Origin of the sequence: Campylobacter concisus (assembly GCF_902460665.1) — a bacterium.
GTDB classification, from domain to species: domain Bacteria; phylum Campylobacterota; class Campylobacteria; order Campylobacterales; family Campylobacteraceae; genus Campylobacter_A; species Campylobacter_A concisus_AL.
In genome coordinates, this window is sequence record NZ_CABPUR010000001.1 from 127,053 (window position 1) to 142,941 (window position 15,889).

At 36.0% G+C, this 15,889-nt stretch carries 15 protein-coding genes and 6 tRNA genes; 16 read left to right on the top strand and 5 right to left on the bottom strand.

The features are described 5' to 3' along the window. Positions 1 to 10 precede the first annotated feature (10 nt). Genes tatB through F3G66_RS00680 form a run of 4 tightly spaced genes read left to right on the top strand, consistent with a single transcriptional unit; the run spans position 11 to position 2,979 of the window. Entirely contained in the window at positions 11 to 409 is a 399-nt protein-coding gene (gene tatB, locus F3G66_RS00665; protein ID WP_149706814.1) for a Sec-independent protein translocase protein TatB, read from the top strand. Continuing rightward, entirely contained in the window at positions 409 to 1,167 is a 759-nt protein-coding gene (gene tatC / locus F3G66_RS00670; RefSeq protein WP_149706815.1) for a twin-arginine translocase subunit TatC, read from the top strand. Before tatB ends, tatC begins: the two co-directional genes overlap by 1 nt. Continuing rightward, entirely contained in the window at positions 1,160 to 2,182 is a 1,023-nt protein-coding gene (gene queA / locus F3G66_RS00675; RefSeq protein WP_149706816.1) for a tRNA preQ1(34) S-adenosylmethionine ribosyltransferase-isomerase QueA, read from the top strand. Before tatC ends, queA begins: the two co-directional genes overlap by 8 nt. Beyond that, a complete protein-coding gene (locus tag F3G66_RS00680) occupies positions 2,179 to 2,979 on the top strand; it encodes a hypothetical protein (RefSeq protein WP_149706817.1) in 801 nt (266 codons plus the stop codon). Before queA ends, F3G66_RS00680 begins: the two co-directional genes overlap by 4 nt. Positions 2,980 to 2,994: 15 nt before the next feature. On the opposite strand, the gene ruvX is transcribed toward F3G66_RS00680, so the two are convergent. From ruvX to ilvC, 4 genes are read right to left on the bottom strand one after another with little or no spacing between them, the layout of a single operon-like run. Further along, positions 2,995 to 3,378, bottom strand: coding sequence for a Holliday junction resolvase RuvX (gene ruvX, locus F3G66_RS00685; RefSeq protein ID WP_149706818.1), 384 nt, complete (start codon positions 3,376 to 3,378; stop codon positions 2,995 to 2,997). Further along, positions 3,375 to 4,145, bottom strand: a complete 771-nt coding sequence (locus F3G66_RS00690; RefSeq protein WP_149706819.1) for a DNA-processing protein DprA — start codon at positions 4,143 to 4,145, stop codon at positions 3,375 to 3,377. The genes ruvX and F3G66_RS00690 overlap by 4 nt, the downstream gene beginning before the upstream one ends. Beyond that, positions 4,142 to 5,533 (bottom strand): divergent polysaccharide deacetylase family protein, encoded by a 1,392-nt coding sequence (locus F3G66_RS00695; protein ID WP_149706820.1) that lies wholly within the window; start codon positions 5,531 to 5,533, stop codon positions 4,142 to 4,144. The genes F3G66_RS00690 and F3G66_RS00695 overlap by 4 nt, the downstream gene beginning before the upstream one ends. 3 nt (positions 5,534 to 5,536) lie before the next feature. Then, the gene (gene ilvC / locus F3G66_RS00700; RefSeq protein WP_054196937.1) at positions 5,537 to 6,559 is read right to left on the bottom strand and encodes a ketol-acid reductoisomerase; all 1,023 of its coding nucleotides are present in this window, start codon (positions 6,557 to 6,559) and stop codon (positions 5,537 to 5,539) included. 142 nt (positions 6,560 to 6,701) lie between these two features. Between ilvC and F3G66_RS00705 the strand changes: the two genes are divergently transcribed. From F3G66_RS00705 to F3G66_RS00760, 12 genes are all read left to right on the top strand, one after another. Further along, complete coding sequence (locus tag F3G66_RS00705; RefSeq protein WP_149706821.1) at positions 6,702 to 7,520, top strand: HDOD domain-containing protein; 819 nt, start codon at positions 6,702 to 6,704, stop codon at positions 7,518 to 7,520. Continuing rightward, positions 7,517 to 9,436, top strand: coding sequence for an RNB domain-containing ribonuclease (locus F3G66_RS00710; RefSeq protein ID WP_149706822.1), 1,920 nt, complete (start codon positions 7,517 to 7,519; stop codon positions 9,434 to 9,436). Before F3G66_RS00705 ends, F3G66_RS00710 begins: the two co-directional genes overlap by 4 nt. Beyond that, positions 9,429 to 10,427 (top strand): DNA polymerase III subunit delta, encoded by a 999-nt coding sequence (gene holA / locus F3G66_RS00715; RefSeq protein ID WP_149706823.1) that lies wholly within the window; start codon positions 9,429 to 9,431, stop codon positions 10,425 to 10,427. The genes F3G66_RS00710 and holA overlap by 8 nt, the downstream gene beginning before the upstream one ends. Positions 10,428 to 10,504: 77 nt before the next feature. Next, on the top strand, positions 10,505 to 10,924 hold the full coding sequence (gene rpsF / locus F3G66_RS00720) for a 30S ribosomal protein S6 (protein ID WP_087580576.1): 420 nt from the start codon (positions 10,505 to 10,507) through the stop codon (positions 10,922 to 10,924). Between the two features lie 13 nt (positions 10,925 to 10,937). After that, complete coding sequence (locus F3G66_RS00725; protein WP_149706824.1) at positions 10,938 to 11,495, top strand: single-stranded DNA-binding protein; 558 nt, start codon at positions 10,938 to 10,940, stop codon at positions 11,493 to 11,495. 15 nt (positions 11,496 to 11,510) lie between these two features. Beyond that, positions 11,511 to 11,771: a 30S ribosomal protein S18 gene (gene rpsR, locus F3G66_RS00730; protein WP_021091467.1), complete on the top strand. Its 261-nt coding sequence runs from the start codon at positions 11,511 to 11,513 to the stop codon at positions 11,769 to 11,771. Between the two features lie 570 nt (positions 11,772 to 12,341). Then, a tRNA-Lys gene (locus tag F3G66_RS00735) sits at positions 12,342 to 12,417 on the top strand. 13 nt (positions 12,418 to 12,430) lie between these two features. Beyond that, a tRNA-Glu gene (locus F3G66_RS00740) sits at positions 12,431 to 12,506 on the top strand. Positions 12,507 to 12,524: 18 nt separating this feature from the next. After that, positions 12,525 to 12,600 (top strand) — tRNA-Val (locus F3G66_RS00745). 8 nt (positions 12,601 to 12,608) lie between these two features. Continuing rightward, positions 12,609 to 12,685: transfer RNA gene (locus F3G66_RS00750), tRNA-Asp, on the top strand. Between the two features lie 124 nt (positions 12,686 to 12,809). Beyond that, positions 12,810 to 12,885 (top strand) — tRNA-Lys (locus F3G66_RS00755). Between the two features lie 8 nt (positions 12,886 to 12,893). Beyond that, a tRNA-Glu gene (locus F3G66_RS00760) sits at positions 12,894 to 12,968 on the top strand. Positions 12,969 to 13,495: 527 nt separating this feature from the next. Here the strand turns inward: F3G66_RS00760 and F3G66_RS00765 are convergent. Next, on the bottom strand, positions 13,496 to 15,871 hold the full coding sequence (locus F3G66_RS00765; protein WP_149706825.1) for a tetratricopeptide repeat protein: 2,376 nt from the start codon (positions 15,869 to 15,871) through the stop codon (positions 13,496 to 13,498). Positions 15,872 to 15,889 lie beyond the last annotated feature (18 nt).

Sequence of the window (15,889 nt, forward strand, 5' to 3'; positions counted from 1 at the left end):
AGAGGCAAAAATGTTTGGAATGAGTTTTTCTGAAATCTTAGTTATCGCCATTATTGCAGTGTTAGTTTTAGGTCCTGACAAGCTGCCAAGCGCGATGGTTCAGATTGCAAAATTTCTAAAAATGTTTAAAAAAGGCATAAACGACGCAAAATCAACATTTGATCAAGAAATGAAGATAGCTGAGCTAAAAGAAGATGCTCAAAAATATAAAGAAAGCATAACTCAAAGTACGCAAAGTGTGCGTAAAAAGCTCACTTTTGAAGAGCTTGACGAGATCAAAAAAAGCGCTACTGATATCACAAACGACATACAAAATGTCGTAAGCGACACCAAAAAAACGGTAGAAAATATACAAAATCCAACAAATTTAGTTAAAGATGCGATCTTAAACGATAAAAAAGAGGCGTAATGTTTGAAGAGCTAAGACCCCATTTAATCGAACTTAGAAAGAGACTTTTTATAAGCATAGTAAGCGTTTTTGTCTGTTTTGGCATCTGCTTTACGTTTTGGAACCCACTGCTTGCATGGATGAGCGAACCGCTAAAACAAGTCTTGCCAGCTGGCTCAAATATCATATTCACTCAAATTCAAGAGCCATTTTTTACAGCGATGAAGGTTGCATTTTTTGCTGGTGTCGTGATCGCGCTACCTATCATTTTTTGGCAGTTTTGGCTATTTGTCGCTCCTGGGCTTTATGACAATGAAAAAAAATATGTGATCCCATTTGTCATCTCAGCTTCATTTATGTTTGCGTGCGGGGCAGCATTTTGTTACTACGTGGTGATTCCACTTGGCTTTGCATTTTTGGTAAATTTTGGTGGCCAACTCTTTACGGCTTTACCAAGCATTGGCGAGTATGTTGGTTTTTTTGCAAAACTACTAATTGGCTTTGGAATTTCATTTGAGCTACCAGTAATTACATTTTTCTTAGCAAAGATCGGACTTGTCGATGACAAGATGCTAAAAGATTACTTCAGATACGCTGTTGTTATTATCTTTATCTTTGCAGCTATCGTTACACCACCTGATGTGATAAGTCAAGTCTTAATGGCACTACCACTCATCGGACTTTATGGAATTTCAATAATCGTCGCCAAAAGAGCTAGCAAGAGCGACGATGGAGACGAAAAAGAAGAACAAGACAGCGACGTAGCAAGCGATGAGTAATATAAACGACGTCTCAAGTTATGATTATTTTTTACCAGAAGAGCTCATCGCGAAAGAGCCAATTTTGCCAAAAGAAGAAGCAAGATTGCTTGTCTATTTTAAAAATACAAAAGAGATAAAACACTACAAATTTAAAGATCTCTCCAGCCTCATCCCAGAGGATGCAGCGGTCATTTTTAATAACACAAAAGTTATCAAAGCTCGCATTTTAGGACAAAAAGAAAGCGGCGGGGCTTGCGAAGTGATGCTAAACCAGCCCATAGGCGAAAATAAATTTAGCGTTTATATAAGAGGTAAAGTAAGCGCTGGTAGTGTTTTAAATTTTCCTGATAATCTAAAAGTAAATGTGCTTGAGCTAAATGATGATGGCACAAGAGTGGTAAATTTTACGCAAAATGGCGTTTTGCTTGATAATGTTCGCCTTTTTAGTGAGCTTGAAAAGATTGGTCACGTCCCGCTTCCGCCATACATTAAAAGGGCTGATACAAAGGATGACGAGAGCTGGTATCAAAGTATATTTGCCAAAAATAGCGGTGCGGTAGCAGCTCCAACAGCTAGCCTTCACATAAGTGAACAAATGTTAGAGCAGATAAAAGCAAAGCATGAAGTCGCCTACATTACGCTTCACGTTGGCGCTGGGACATTTAAAGGTGTGGAATGCCAAAATATAAATGACCACAAAATGCACTCAGAATTTTACGAGCTAAGCGAGCAAGCTCAAGAGATTATAAATTTTAATAAACCAATCCTTGGCGTTGGTACGACGGTTACTAGATGTGTTGAAGAATTTGCAAGAAGCAAGCAAGCAAATGGCTTTTGTAAGTTATTTTTAAACCTAAATAATAAGCCTATCAGGCAAAACTACCTTCTTACAAATTTTCATCTACCAAAATCAACTCTAATAATGCTAGTTACTAGCTTCATAGGGCTTGAAGAGACGATGAGAATTTATAAAACGGCAGTTGATGAAAAGTATAGATTTTACTCATACGGCGACGGAATGTTGATAATATGAAAGATAAGCCTATCGATATCATAAACAGAATGGAAATTTTTCTTAGCGCCATATACCAAGATGCGCAAGATACTAAAAATTCCATCATTTTTAGTTACGATCCAAGTTATCCAAGGTTTTTAAAATTTGATGCTACAAATCTCATAAAAACACTTGAAAATATTTGCAAATTTTTCCTTTACTCTACCGAATATGCAGACATTTACATTCTCTTTCAACTTAAAAATTATAGTCCTAAATCTGTACATTTTGACATTAAGATAAAATCTAGCCATAGCGTAATGAGACCAAGTCACTACTACCTCAGCAAGATAAATAACTATCTAAAAAAAGCAAATGAATCTATGATCTCTCACAATGATGGAGAATTTTTAATATCTTTTAGCGCGGCACTAACAGGCGATAGAGCCATCCAAAGACAAATAAATATCAAAAATCAAACAAATACAAATATCTTAGTCGCTTGCGATGACGATGCTTTGTTTGACACCATTAGTACTCAGATAAATTTTTTAGGTCTAAAAGTTATCGGTAAAAACGACCTTGGCAATCTAATGAGACACATAAAAGATTCTATTTTTACTCCATTTGTTATCTTTATCGATAGTAAAATTTTAAAAAATGAAGCGATGCTAGAAGATATACTTGAGTTTAAAAATATTAAGAATTTTCGTATTGTAGCCATTTGCAAAAACGATGAGTCAGCTAACGATCTGCCAAATCATGTCACAGTATTAAAGCAGCCTTTTAGCACAGATAGCTTTCAGCTAGCTTTTAAAAATTCGCTTGAGAAATAGACCGATTTTTACTTTTTAATTTATCCTAAGATATCTTTTTAAAATAATAGTGGCTGAAATGCTATCCAGCCTACCATCTCGTCTTGTATTGGTGTAAATTTCACTAGCTTCGCTGCTGCTAAAGGCTTCATCTTGATAGACAATATTTGCCTTTACATCAAGAAGTGAGACAAAATGCTCGATACGTCTTCTCATCTCATCTTCGCTACTACCACCAATTGGCACGCCAACTACTAGAGTATCTGGGGCATATTCATTTACTTTTTGGCTCACATCTCTTGCGGCTTGATTTCTATTTTTTCTAAGCACTGGCTCAAGCGGGGCCACGATCTCACCAAAACCAAAGGCAAGTCCTATTCGCTTTAGCCCAACATCGATCGCCATAAATTTCTCTCTCATAGCAAGCTCTTTACTCTTAGATTTGAAATTTCAACTAGCCCTTCAAGCTCATACTCATAGATGATATCGCCAAATTTTGCCAAAACTTCATCAAGGCTTATGCCATTTTTACAAAAATCCAATATCTCATCATCGGCTTTTTCTTGCTCTTTTGTCTCGCCAAAAAGTGAAGCAAATTTATGATAGTCATCGATAAGTTCGGCTTTTTTATTTGCAAGCAAAAAATTTGTCCCATCGCTTTCGCCCATGCGTTGTGGCAGTACATAAACTGGAATTTTAAGCTCATTTGCAAGCCTCGCACTTTGCATAGAGCCACTTTTAAGATCAGCTTGCGCGACGACTAGAGCTTCACAAAGCCCCACAACTATGCGGTTTCGCTCCAAAAATCTATAAGCAAGTGGTGGCTCACCTTCATCATACTCACTAAGAGCCAAGGCTTTGGCGTAAATTTCTTTTATCGCCACTTTATTTTGGCTTGGATAGATGGTGTCAAGCCCGCTCGCAAAAATGCCAACCGTTCGTGGCATAGCAGCTTTATGAGCTGCAATATCAACGCCGATTGCTCCACCACTTACCACGCATATGTTTGCACTTTTTAGTGCTGTGCAAAGTGCTGTGACGCACTCTTTTGTATAAACACTTGCCTTTCTTGAGCCAACAACTGCGATCTTTGGTAAGGATAAAAGCGAAGTATCTCCGATAAAATTTAGCTGCTTTGGTGTATTTTTTAGTCTATTTAGTGGCTTTGGAATAAAGTCAAGTCTCATAAAATATCTTTTAAATAAACTACATCAACATCTTTTAAAAGATTATTTTTGCTCTCTTTTATAACTGCGATCGTATTTTTCTTTGGATGCCCGATGGCGATCGCGTAGCCTCTTTTTTTAGCCAAATTTACAGCAGCCACAAGCTCACGTCTAACAGCACTAGCCGATGGATCGTCGTCTAAAAATATATCTCTTGAAATGTATGGCTGATTATGTTTTTTTGCAGCTCTTGCGACTGCGGTTTGGGCGATAGTTTTGCTATCAATAAAAACAAAGCCCTGCTCTATCAGCGCCCTATAAGCCTTATCCATAGCGTCAAAATCGCTTGTAAAGCGCGATCCTGTGTGGTTGTTTGTGTATTTTGCACGCGGGAAGTCTTTGCGTATCTTTTTTATCTTTTCATGCATGCTCTCAAAACTCTCGTTGATCGTAAGAGTTCCTATCTCTGGGCTATCAAAGTGTTTTGCTTGCATCGGAAGATGTATCATATAAAACTCAAATGTTCTTGCGATATTTGGCGTATCTGGATGAGTCTTTGTCGCTGGAAAAATAGACGGTGTGATTTTTAAGCCAAGCGACTTTATCATACTTGCATGTTCAAATGTCGCCACATCGTCTATTATGATGACGAGCTTTGCACGCCCTTTTATGCTGGCATTTGGCGTAAAAGGTACCGCTTCAAAGCTATCTTTTTTTATATTCTTTTCTTCATACTTTGTTTTTTCTATCTTTTTAGTGGTTAAATTTTCAGCTTTTTTAGCTGACTCGACTTTTGTGTTCTCGCTTTTGAATTTTTCTTTTTTTTCTATTTCAGTGCTTTTATTTTGATCGATTTTTACTTCAAAATTTTGAGATTTTAGCTCAGTTTTTTGTTCGGTTTTTGAGTTATAAAATGGCTCTATCTTTTGTTCATTTTCTATTACGCTAGGCTCTGTATTTTTATAATTTGCAAGCAAATTTTTAGTATCGTTTTGCTCTTTTTTTATCTCTTCTTTTTTGACTTCACTCTTTACTTCAGCTATCTTTTTTTGCTCTTTTGGCTCAACTTTTGAATTTAAAACAAGCTCACTTTTATGCTTAGGATCGGTAAAAATTTTACTTAAATTTTCATCTTCATCAAATTTTAGAGGGTATTTTCTCTTTTCGTATTCTTGCTTTTTCTCTTTACTAGCAATCTTTGGCTCAGCTTTTTTTAGAATTTGCTTCTCTATCTTTGGCTCATTTGCTTTGCTTATCTGTTCTGCACCATTATTTTTTATACTAAGAGCCACGCTAAGTGCTATTACCAAAATAGCCGCGATAATGCCGATACCAAGATAGGTTTTATTGTGAGAGCGACCTGCACCCTTTTTTGTAGGTCGCTTCTTTGTAGTCTTTTTTTCGATCAAGGCTTAGTTTTTATTCTGATCTATAAGTTTGCCGTTAGTTATCCAAGGCATCATCGCGCGAAGTTTTTTGCCAGTTTGATTTAGCAAACTTCTCTCAGCTATACCGCGCTCAGCGTTCATTCTAACATATCCTGCTTTTCTCTCTAGGATAAAGTCTTTTGCAAATTTGCCATTTTGAATCTCTTTTAAAACTTCTTTCATAGCTTTTCTGCTCTCTTCGCCAACTACTCTTACGCCGCTTACGTAATCGCCGTATTCAGCTGTGTTTGAGATAGAGTAGCGCATATCAGCCATGCCACCTTGATACATTAGATCAACGATTAATTTTAGCTCATGCAAGCATTCAAAATACGCCATTTCAGGCTCATAACCAGCCTCTACAAGTGTATCAAAGCCAGCATTTACTAGCGCGCAAAGACCGCCACAAAGAACAGCTTGCTCACCAAACAAATCTGTTTCAGTTTCATCTTTAAATGTTGTCTCAATGATGCCGGTTCTGCCGCCGCCTATACCGCAAGCATAGCTTAGAGCGATCTCTTTTGCCTTTCCACTTGCATTTTGCTCAACGGCGATAAGATCAGGTATGCCGCCACCTCTTACGAATTCGCTTCTAACTGTGTGTCCTGGTGCTTTTGGAGCGATCATAATGACATCTATATTTGCTGGAGCTTTGATCTGCCCAAAATGAACGTTAAATCCATGTCCAAATGCGATAGCAGCATGATCTTTTAAATTTGGCTCGATCTCGTTTTTATAAATTTCTGCTTGAAGCTCATCTGGAGTTAAAATCATAACCACATCAGCGCCTTTTGTAGCTTCGCTTACGGTTTTTACCTCAAAGCCTTTTGCCTCAGCCTTTGCCCAGCTTTTGCCACCTTTTGAAAGGCCAATCACAACGCTTACACCGTTATCTCTTAAATTTTCAGCATGTGCATGACCTTGTGAGCCAAAGCCGATGATTGCTACTTTTTTACTTTGAATAAGGCTTAAATCGCAGTCTTTATCATAATAAACATTTATAGCCATTGTTACTCCTATTATTAAAATTTGGCGAAATTATAACTTTAGCCAGCAAAAATTCGGCTGAAATATATGGAAACTCTTTTTAAGTTTTATGATAATTTATTTTGATAAAATACGCTGAAATTTCAAAAAAAGAGATAACTCAATGAATGAATCAGTTTTTAAAAAAATCAAAGCACTTCCACCATTAGATGATACAGTTATACAAATTCAACGCTTACATGCGGACGAAAACAGCTCAATAAGTGATCTTACAAAAGTGGTCGAAAAGGATCCGATGCTAACAGCAAATATCTTGCGTTCAGCAAACTCTCCACTTTATGGGTTTTCTCAAGAGATCACAACCATTGCAAGAGCTATTTCTCTTTTTGGTATGGCTACTATTCGAGGTTTTGCACTTTCAAGTACGATTAAAAAGAGCTTTTCTATAAATTTAGAGCCTTATGGCATTACTACACAAGATTTTTTAAATATCTCGATAATACAAAATGCACTGATGTACAATTGGCATTCTAAAGTTAATCCTAAAAGCTTAGAAATTCTCTCTCCAGCTTCATTTATGCTTGAGATTGGCAAGATAGTTCTTGCTCACGAATTAGCCGAAAATAAGCAAGACGCCGAATTTAGGGAAAAACTTAAAAATATATCTAGCCCAATTGATCTTGCCCTATTTGAAACAGAAATTTTAGATATGTCAAATGAAGAAGTTACAGCTAAAATTTTTGAACAATGGAACCTTGAGACAGAGCTTAGTAGCTCGATACTCTATTCAAATAATCCAGAAGAGGCACCAGATCATATAAAAGATTACGCGAAAGCCCTAAAAGTGATAAAAACGGCTGTAAATATCTTTAATCAACTTGATGATATAAGCATACAAAATACTCTACCTCTTCTTGACGAATACGGCTTTGGACATGATACGTTTTTAATGGCTGTCGCTAAAGTCAAAGATAATTTGTGAAAGAATTTCTAACATCACTACTAGTTGGCATCAAGGAAAAAGAAGTTTCAAACGAAGATAAAGAGATTTTACGAAATCTCTTAAATCTTGGTGCCGTAAGCTCCCATAAAGATAAATTTTACCTAAACAATGGCTACGTCTGCGGCAAGCTAGACATCAGTCAAAACGCAACTGGCTTTATCATGCCGTTTGATAAACGCTTCAAGCAAGATATCATCGTAGAAAATAAAAATTTAAACAACTCTCACCTTGGCGATATCGTGTTAGCGAAGCTTTTGCCACTTAAGAAAAAACGCCAAAGCGCTAAAATAGTAATGAGCCTAAAGCTTGCCAATGAGACAAGCGTGGTCTACACAAAACGCTTTGGAGCAGCTATTTTAGGGGTAAATTTAAAAACAGGGCTAAGCACGACCTTAAAAGCGACACAAAAAAGCCTAAAGATGCTCCCACTTGGGACGCTGCTTAAGATAAACAACCTAAATAACGAAATAGTCGAGGTTTTAGGAAATTTAGAAGATCCGCTAAGTGATGAGAAAATTTCGCTTGCTATTTATAATAAAAACGATAAATTTAGCGAGGCTTGTGAGCTTGAGGCAAAGGCTTTTGGCGACGAAGTCGATGCTAGCATGTATCCAAATAGAGTTGATCTAAGAAATTTAGAGTTTTGCACGATCGATCCAGTCGATGCCAAAGACTTTGACGATGCCATATATTTTGATGAAAAAAAACGCGAAATTTACGTCGCAATCGCTGATGTGAGCGAGTATGTGACCGCATATAGCGCCATTGATAGCGAGGCCAAAAAAAGAGGCTTTTCTATCTACTTTCCGCACATTTCAGTACCGATGTTACCGCGCGCGCTTAGTGAAAATATCTGCTCGCTAAAACCAAATGTGCCTCGCCTTGCATTTTGTTTTAAAATTTCACTTGATGCAAATAACGAGATAAAAAAAGAGGAGCTTTTTGAGGCGATCATCCTTTCAAAAAGGCGCTTTAACTACGACGAGATCGATGAAATTTTAGAGGGCAAAATAGAGTGTGAAATTTCATGGATCAAGCCACTTTTTAAACTCACTACAAAGCTTCGCAAAAAAAGGCTTTTGCACGCATTTGACTTTAGGACAAAAGAGCTTAGAATGAGCCTTGATGAAGAGGGTCAAATTTTACAAACTAGATTTGAAAGTGACTCCGACTCACATAGACTAGTCGAGGACTGCATGCTTTTAGCAAACAAGGCTGCCGCAAAGCTCATCACAAAGGGTGTTTTTAGAAACCACGCATCGCCTGATTTTAAAAAGATAGATACCTTGCTTGAAGACTTGCAGCTTTTAGGGCTTGACTTTGCCTACGAAAGCGACCTTGCAAATTTGATAAGAAAGATCCAAATAAAAGCCGATGAACTTGGCAACCGCGAAGAGATAGATAAGCTCATCATCAAGTCTCAAAAAAAAGCTGAATACTCAAGTGAAAATTTAGGCCACTTTGGGCTTGGATTTGATAGATACACGCACTTTACAAGCCCTATTAGACGCTATTCTGATCTCATTTTACACAGACTTTTAAAGGCTAAAATTTCAAAAGATGACAAGCTTTACAACTTTTTGCTTTTAAACATCCAAAGCACCTGCGCAACCTTAAGCGAGCTTGAAAGAGAGGCCGACAAGGTAGCCTACGACTTTATGGATAGGAAATTTGCACGCTGGGCAGCCGCAAACATCGGCAAAGAGGTGCGCTGCTATGTGAGCGAAAACCAAAATGTCTTGGTTGCTAAGCTTGATGATTATTTTGTTGGAGCTAGAATTTTTATAACTGGATACAGCGCAAATTTACTTCAAAAGCTTGTTGTAAAGATCACAGAGGCCGACATCGCGAGTGCTAAAATTTTTGCAAAAGTGGTAAGAAAGATCGATGTATAGAAAGGATTTGGAGCTAAATTTAGCAAATGCAAATTTAAGCAACTACTTCTTGCTTTTTGGAGCAGATGAGTTTCAGATCGAGCTTTTTGGTAAGGAAATTTTGAGCTTTTATTCAAGCGAAGATGCAAATTTATTAAGCCTTTATTTTGATGAGTACAACTACGCGCAAGCAAGCTCTCATCTAAGCGAGCAGTCGCTTTTTGGTGGCAAAAATATCCTCTATGTAAAAAGCGACAAAAAGATCCCAGCAAAAGAGCTAAAGGAGCTCATCTCGCTTTGTTCAAAAAGCCAGGACAACTACTTTTTGTTTGAGCTTTATGAGTCCGATATGAAACTAGTTTTTGATACACAAAAGGCTTTTGGGACAAATTTTGCTAGATTTTTCAAGCCCTCAACTCCAGATGAAGCGATAAATTTACTAGCCAAAAGCTCAGCTAAGATAGGCCTAAATATAACCAAAAACGCACTTTATGAGCTTTACTTTACACATAATGAAAATTTATACCTTGCTGCAAGCGAGCTAACAAAACTAAAGAGCCTAAACACACATATCGAACAAGATGATGTAAAAAGGCTAGTTTTTGGGCTTGGCGGGATAAATTTTGATGATTTTTTTAATAAATTTATGGCCCTAAAAGACATAAAAAACGACTTTTTTACCTATCTAGAAGATCCAAATTTTAATGAAATTTTACTTCTAAACTCACTTTACAAAGCATTTTTTAGGCTATTTAAAATTTACTCTTACATTAAGATAAATGGCCGCTTAAATTTAGATGAGGCGATTGGTTATCAACCGCCTGTAAATGTCGCAAATTTATTAAAAGCAAATAGCTTAAAACTAAATTTAAATACCTATTTGGAGATATTTAAAACGCTAAATTTAGCCGAGCTAGAGCTAAAAACAAACACAAAAATGGATAAAGAAATTTTTGCATTATCAACTATTTTAAATTTGCAACATCTTATATCAACAGCAAATATTAAGTAACTTTAAGCTAAAATCCACCCTTGCTTAAAGCAAAATCCTTGCTCACAAAGTGAGCTAAATATCCATAAGGAGAAGAAATGAAACATTACGAGCTTTTATTTATTCTTAAGCCGACATTAACGGAAGAAGAAGTTAAAGCTAAAGTTGACTTCGTAAAAGAAGTTATAACAAAAAACGGCGGCGAGATCGCTACTGTTGTTGAGATGGGTACTAGAAAGCTAGCTTACACCATCAAAAAATATGAGCGTGGAACATATTTTGTTATCTATTACAAAGCCCCACCAGCGCTTCTTGCAGAGCTTACAAGAAACGTAAGAATCACTGAAGATATCATAAGATTTTTAAGCGTTAAATATGAAAATAAACGCGAAATCGCAGCTTGGGAAAGACTTTGCAAAGGTATCAAACAAACCATAAAAAAAGAGCCTCGCGAGCCAAGAGTACCGCGTGAGCCAAGAGTTGAAAAAGTAGACGAGCAAACTTTTACAGAAGAATAATCAAGGATAAAAAATGTTCAATAAAGTAGTACTAGTTGGGAATTTAACAAGAGATATCGAGCTAAGATACACTACTAGTGGATCTGCTATAGGAAATTCCGGTATTGCTGTTACTAGAAAATTTAATACTAACGGCGAAAAACGTGAAGAGACATGCTTTATTGACATATCGTTCTTTGGCAAATCAGCTGAGATAGCAAATCAATATTTAAGCAAAGGCTCCAAACTTCTAGTTGAAGGAAGATTGAAATTTGATCAGTGGACCGACAACAATGGACAAAACCGCTCAAAACACTCTATTGTAGTTGAAAATATGGAGATGCTTGGTGGAAATAGCGGAGCTGGTGGACAAAACCAAGGTGGATTTAATCAAAATAGTTCGTACTCACAACAACGAAACTATGGCTCAAACAACAACTATAGCAATGGTGGATATCAAAATTCAGCACCACAAAGACAGCAAATGCAACCACAAAATAAAAAAGCACAAGAAGAGTACTATGAGGAGAAAATCCCTGATATAAACATTGACGCCGATAATTTTGATGGCGACAACGAAATACCGTTTTAATTTAAAGGATAGAAAATGGCAGAAAAAAGAAAATATTCACGTAAATATTGCAAATTTACAGAAGCAAAAATTGATTTTATAGACTATAAAGATACTTCTCTTTTAAAGTATTGTTTATCAGAGAGATTTAAAATCATGCCAAGACGTTTAACTGGCACATCAAAAAGACATCAAGAAATGGTAGAAAAAGCGATCAAAAGAGCTCGTCATGCAGCTATTATACCTTACATAGTAGATCGCAAAGATGTAGTTTCAAATCCTTTTGATGGACTATAATTATTTAACTTATTAAACCCCTATTAATGGGGTTTAATCCTAATCTTAAATATCCTAGATTTATGTTCTTATAGATTTTTGTTTATTGACTGCAGTTTAAAATATTTTTCAAGCACTATCTATAATTTTGATTTAACTTGCACGAGGTAAATAGAATTTATTCAAGTAGACATCTCAAATATATACTGTCTTTAAACAACTCTTTAGTTCAAAAATAACTTATTTAGCCATATGTGCAATCAATGTCGTCGATTTACCACAATTCTTACTATTATGAATCACACATCATCTATCGTATAGCAATAGCTGTTCACATGAGGCTAAAAAGTAAGATGCTTAATATAGAAGAACTTTACAATAAAAACATATCTTAGTAAATCCAATATTCATCCATTTGGTGTCCGCATATCTTACAAATGGCCTTTATTATGTATTTTTTATTTTAAAAATTTACCGATGTCAAATCAGCTTAACCGTACAATTAATATTAGCCAAAAACAAATTTTAAACATCCTTTTCTTGACATGTAATAATGTTTTTTGTATAATCTCAATTCTTTTTTAAGCAAATGTCTTGCTAGCTCAGTCGGTAGAGCATCTCACTTTTAATGAGGGGGCCGTTGGTTCGAATCCAACGCAGGACACCATTTTTGGGTTTATGACCCTTTCGTCTAGTGGCTCAGGACTCTACTTTCTCTGTGTAGAAACAGAGGTTCAAATCCTCTAAGGGTCGCCAGATATTTTTAAATTTTTAGGTCGCTTAGCTCAGTTGGTAGAGCGCCACCCTTACAAGGTGGATGTCATAAGTTCGAGTCTTATAGCGACCACCATTTTAGGTGCAGCGGTAGTTCAGTTGGTTAGAATGCCGCCCTGTCACGGCGGAGGTCGCGGGTTCGAGCCCCGTCCGCTGCGCCATCTATATAAACCTTAGGTTAAGGTTGCGTCTCATAGAGCGCATCCATTAATGAGTGTCAAATTAAATTTTAAGATTATAAGTTCTAAGATAACACTTTAAGATTTATTATTACTATTTAATCTTGCCTCGTTAGCTCAGTTGGTAGAGCATATCACTCTTAATGATGGGGTCGTAGGTTCGAGGCCTACACGGGGCACCATCCATTTTGGCCCATTCGTCTAGCGGTTAGGACACCAGCCTCTCACGTTGGTAACACGAGTTCGAGTCTCGTATGGGTCACCATTTTTCTAATCTTTATTACTTTTCAATTTGTTACATAGAAATTTTTATAGAAAATTTATTAAGAATGTATACTTATTTGCTTGGCAAATTGCTACTAAAAACATAAAAATTAATTTTTATAATGTTGTTTAATTAGTGCGTAGTAAGTGATAAAATTTAGAAGCTAACTTACAATTAAGCTAAAAATCTTTATAAATATAATTACAAGCGTTACAAGTTATTTTTTTGCTTTGATCTACTGGGCAAAATTCATTAAGTATTTTTAATTTTTAAGCTTATAAATCGCAAAACAGCCTACATTTGTTAATAAAGAAAGATGCTTAAAATTTTTAAGATCATACCAGGGCTCATGCATTAAAACACATTAGTGCTTACGATAAAATATAGCTCTTTTATAATATAAAGAGCATTTGATGGCAATATAAAAAATTAAATACGTAATTAAAGAAAGCTTGACTTAAATAGCAAAATAAAGGCTAAAATTTAAGCTCAAATATAAAACTAGCAAACAAGCTATTTCTTTGTATTTAGTTTTTGCCTATCATATCAAGCTTAGCTTTGCAAGCATCTTTATACGGGCTTACAAAATTTGAGTCAGAGCACTCATTTAAATAAGGCCTAGCCAACTTAAACTGCTTTTGTCTTATATAAATTTCGCTTATCAAATTTAAAGCGTGTAAGCGATCTTCTGGCTCAAGCTTCATGTTTAGTATAAATTTCGCCTCATCAAGTGCCTCACTTAGGTTATCTGTCTTTAGTGAAGCTTCTGAGTAGTTAAAATTTATCTTTGGCGAAAATGTATTTATCTTGGCTTTTGTTTGTAGCTCAAGAGCTTTTTTAGCATACGTTGTAGCTATGGCGTAGTCATTACTTTTCATCGCATAGTCGCTTATAGCTGTATATGCTTCGATAATCTTAAAGTCTTGGCCTCTTAGCTGCTCAATAGCGCTAATGGTTGAGATCGCCTCCGTAAAGCGTTTTAATGCAAGCAATGAGTAAAACCTGTCAAAAAGAGATGGTGTTGGATCTGAGTATTCGACTGATGAGCCAAGTGAAAGCGCATCATTTGCGGCAATGATCGCATGCTCGTAGTCTTTATTTTTATATAAAATTTTGCTCAAATTTACCAGCCACTCAACTCTATCTTCTAAATTTTCATCTTTTGCATGAGCTTTTGCGAGCTCAAGTGCATCGTTGTAGCGGGCCGTTCTGTAATAGCAGTTAAAGAGCTTAAATTGCGGTAATGAGATTTTATTTATATCGTAGTTTTCAAGTAAATTTATAACAGCCGTGCAATCATCTTTTATAAAATACTCTTTTGTAAGCTCTAGCGCAGCCTCATTTATCAGCTCCATTGCCTTACTTAAATTTCCATCTTTTGCCATGGTTTTGTAAAATAGTGCATCGGAGAATTTACGCTCTTTAATATCCAGCTCAAGCTCGCTTATTAGAGCCTTTTGGCTAATATTTGTCCCGGCATATTTTTCAATTAGCTCTTTATATCTAGCATGAAGTGCAGTAGCATTTTTATCCTTTTCTTCAAAAAATAACCCATCTTTTGCTTTAGTCACCTCATCGATATAATCACCATATTTAAACTCTGTCTCATATCTATTTAAGTATTCGTATGCTTTTTTCTCATCTTTTGTTTTGGCTAGATTGAGTGCTAAATTTTTTAAAGCAACTTCATAAAAATCTTTCGTTCTATCGCTATTATTTATCAAGATTTCATAAATTTTAGCAGCCACATCAGGCATATCTTTACTTGCAAATGTAGTTGCAAGATTCATCGACTTCGTTGGGTTATTCATAAAAAATTTTTCATTCGCATTTGCGATTTTTAGTATAAATTTCTTTGCTTCATCAAATTTTTCTTTATCGATATTTGCATCAGCTAGGCTTAATGCCGCTCTACTTGCAAGGTCGATGTCGTTTGTGGAGTAAAGCACTTTTTCATAGTCTTTTAGCGCCTCTTTTTGTCTGCCTATTTTATAGAGATAATCAGCATAATCAAGCGCTGCAAGTTTCGTAAATTTTGAGTTTGCGTGCTCTTCGTTTAAGATATCAAGCATATATTTTGCATCACTTGCAATGCTATCTTTTAGGTAGGCTCTAGCGATTAGGTAGAGCACCTCTGGATAGTTTTCATCAGATGGGAATTTTCTAATCCAAGCCCTACCTTCACTTACGATATCTTTTGGCTCGATCTCTTCAAACTCATTTTTTGTCTCAAAAATTTTATCAAGAGCCCTTAGACGAAATAGTAAAAATTCACTTGAAAAAAGGCTATTTGGATGCCTTTTTATCGCTGTTTGAGTATCTTTTACTACATTTTCATAAGCGCCCTTTTCATAAGCTCTTTTTATGCTTATGTATATATCAATGTCATTACTATCAAGCCCAGCAATAGGGGCTTTGTTAAGATCAAGCGCTCCGATACTAGGATTTAGCATATCTTTAAAATCAGGTTTAAAATTTAGCCCAGACTTTCTCTTGCTATTTTCACTGAGCGAAGTATCTATAATTATGCTAAAGTGTTTTGAAATGGTTGTTTTTGGGCTATCTTGTACGTTTTGACTGCTATAAAGCTCAGTTTTTATATTTAGCAGTTTTGACGGAGCTTTTGGCATTATGACGATAAAAAGCTTGCCATCTTGCTTTTTATATTTTATATCCATTAATGGCAGTGTCGTATCTTCAATTTTTGGCAAAATTTCATCATCTAGCATGCATACATAGCGTTTGGTGTCGTAAGCTAAAATTTGCTCCACGCATTCAAATTCTTGCTCATCGCTTAGCTGAAGAACGCTATAAGGTTTATCACCATTTGCGCCGCTATTTAGGCTAAGATTAAAAGCGGTTAGATAAAGCGGAAAAAATAAAATAATTAAGAGCTTTTTCATGCCGCAATTATAGTTAAA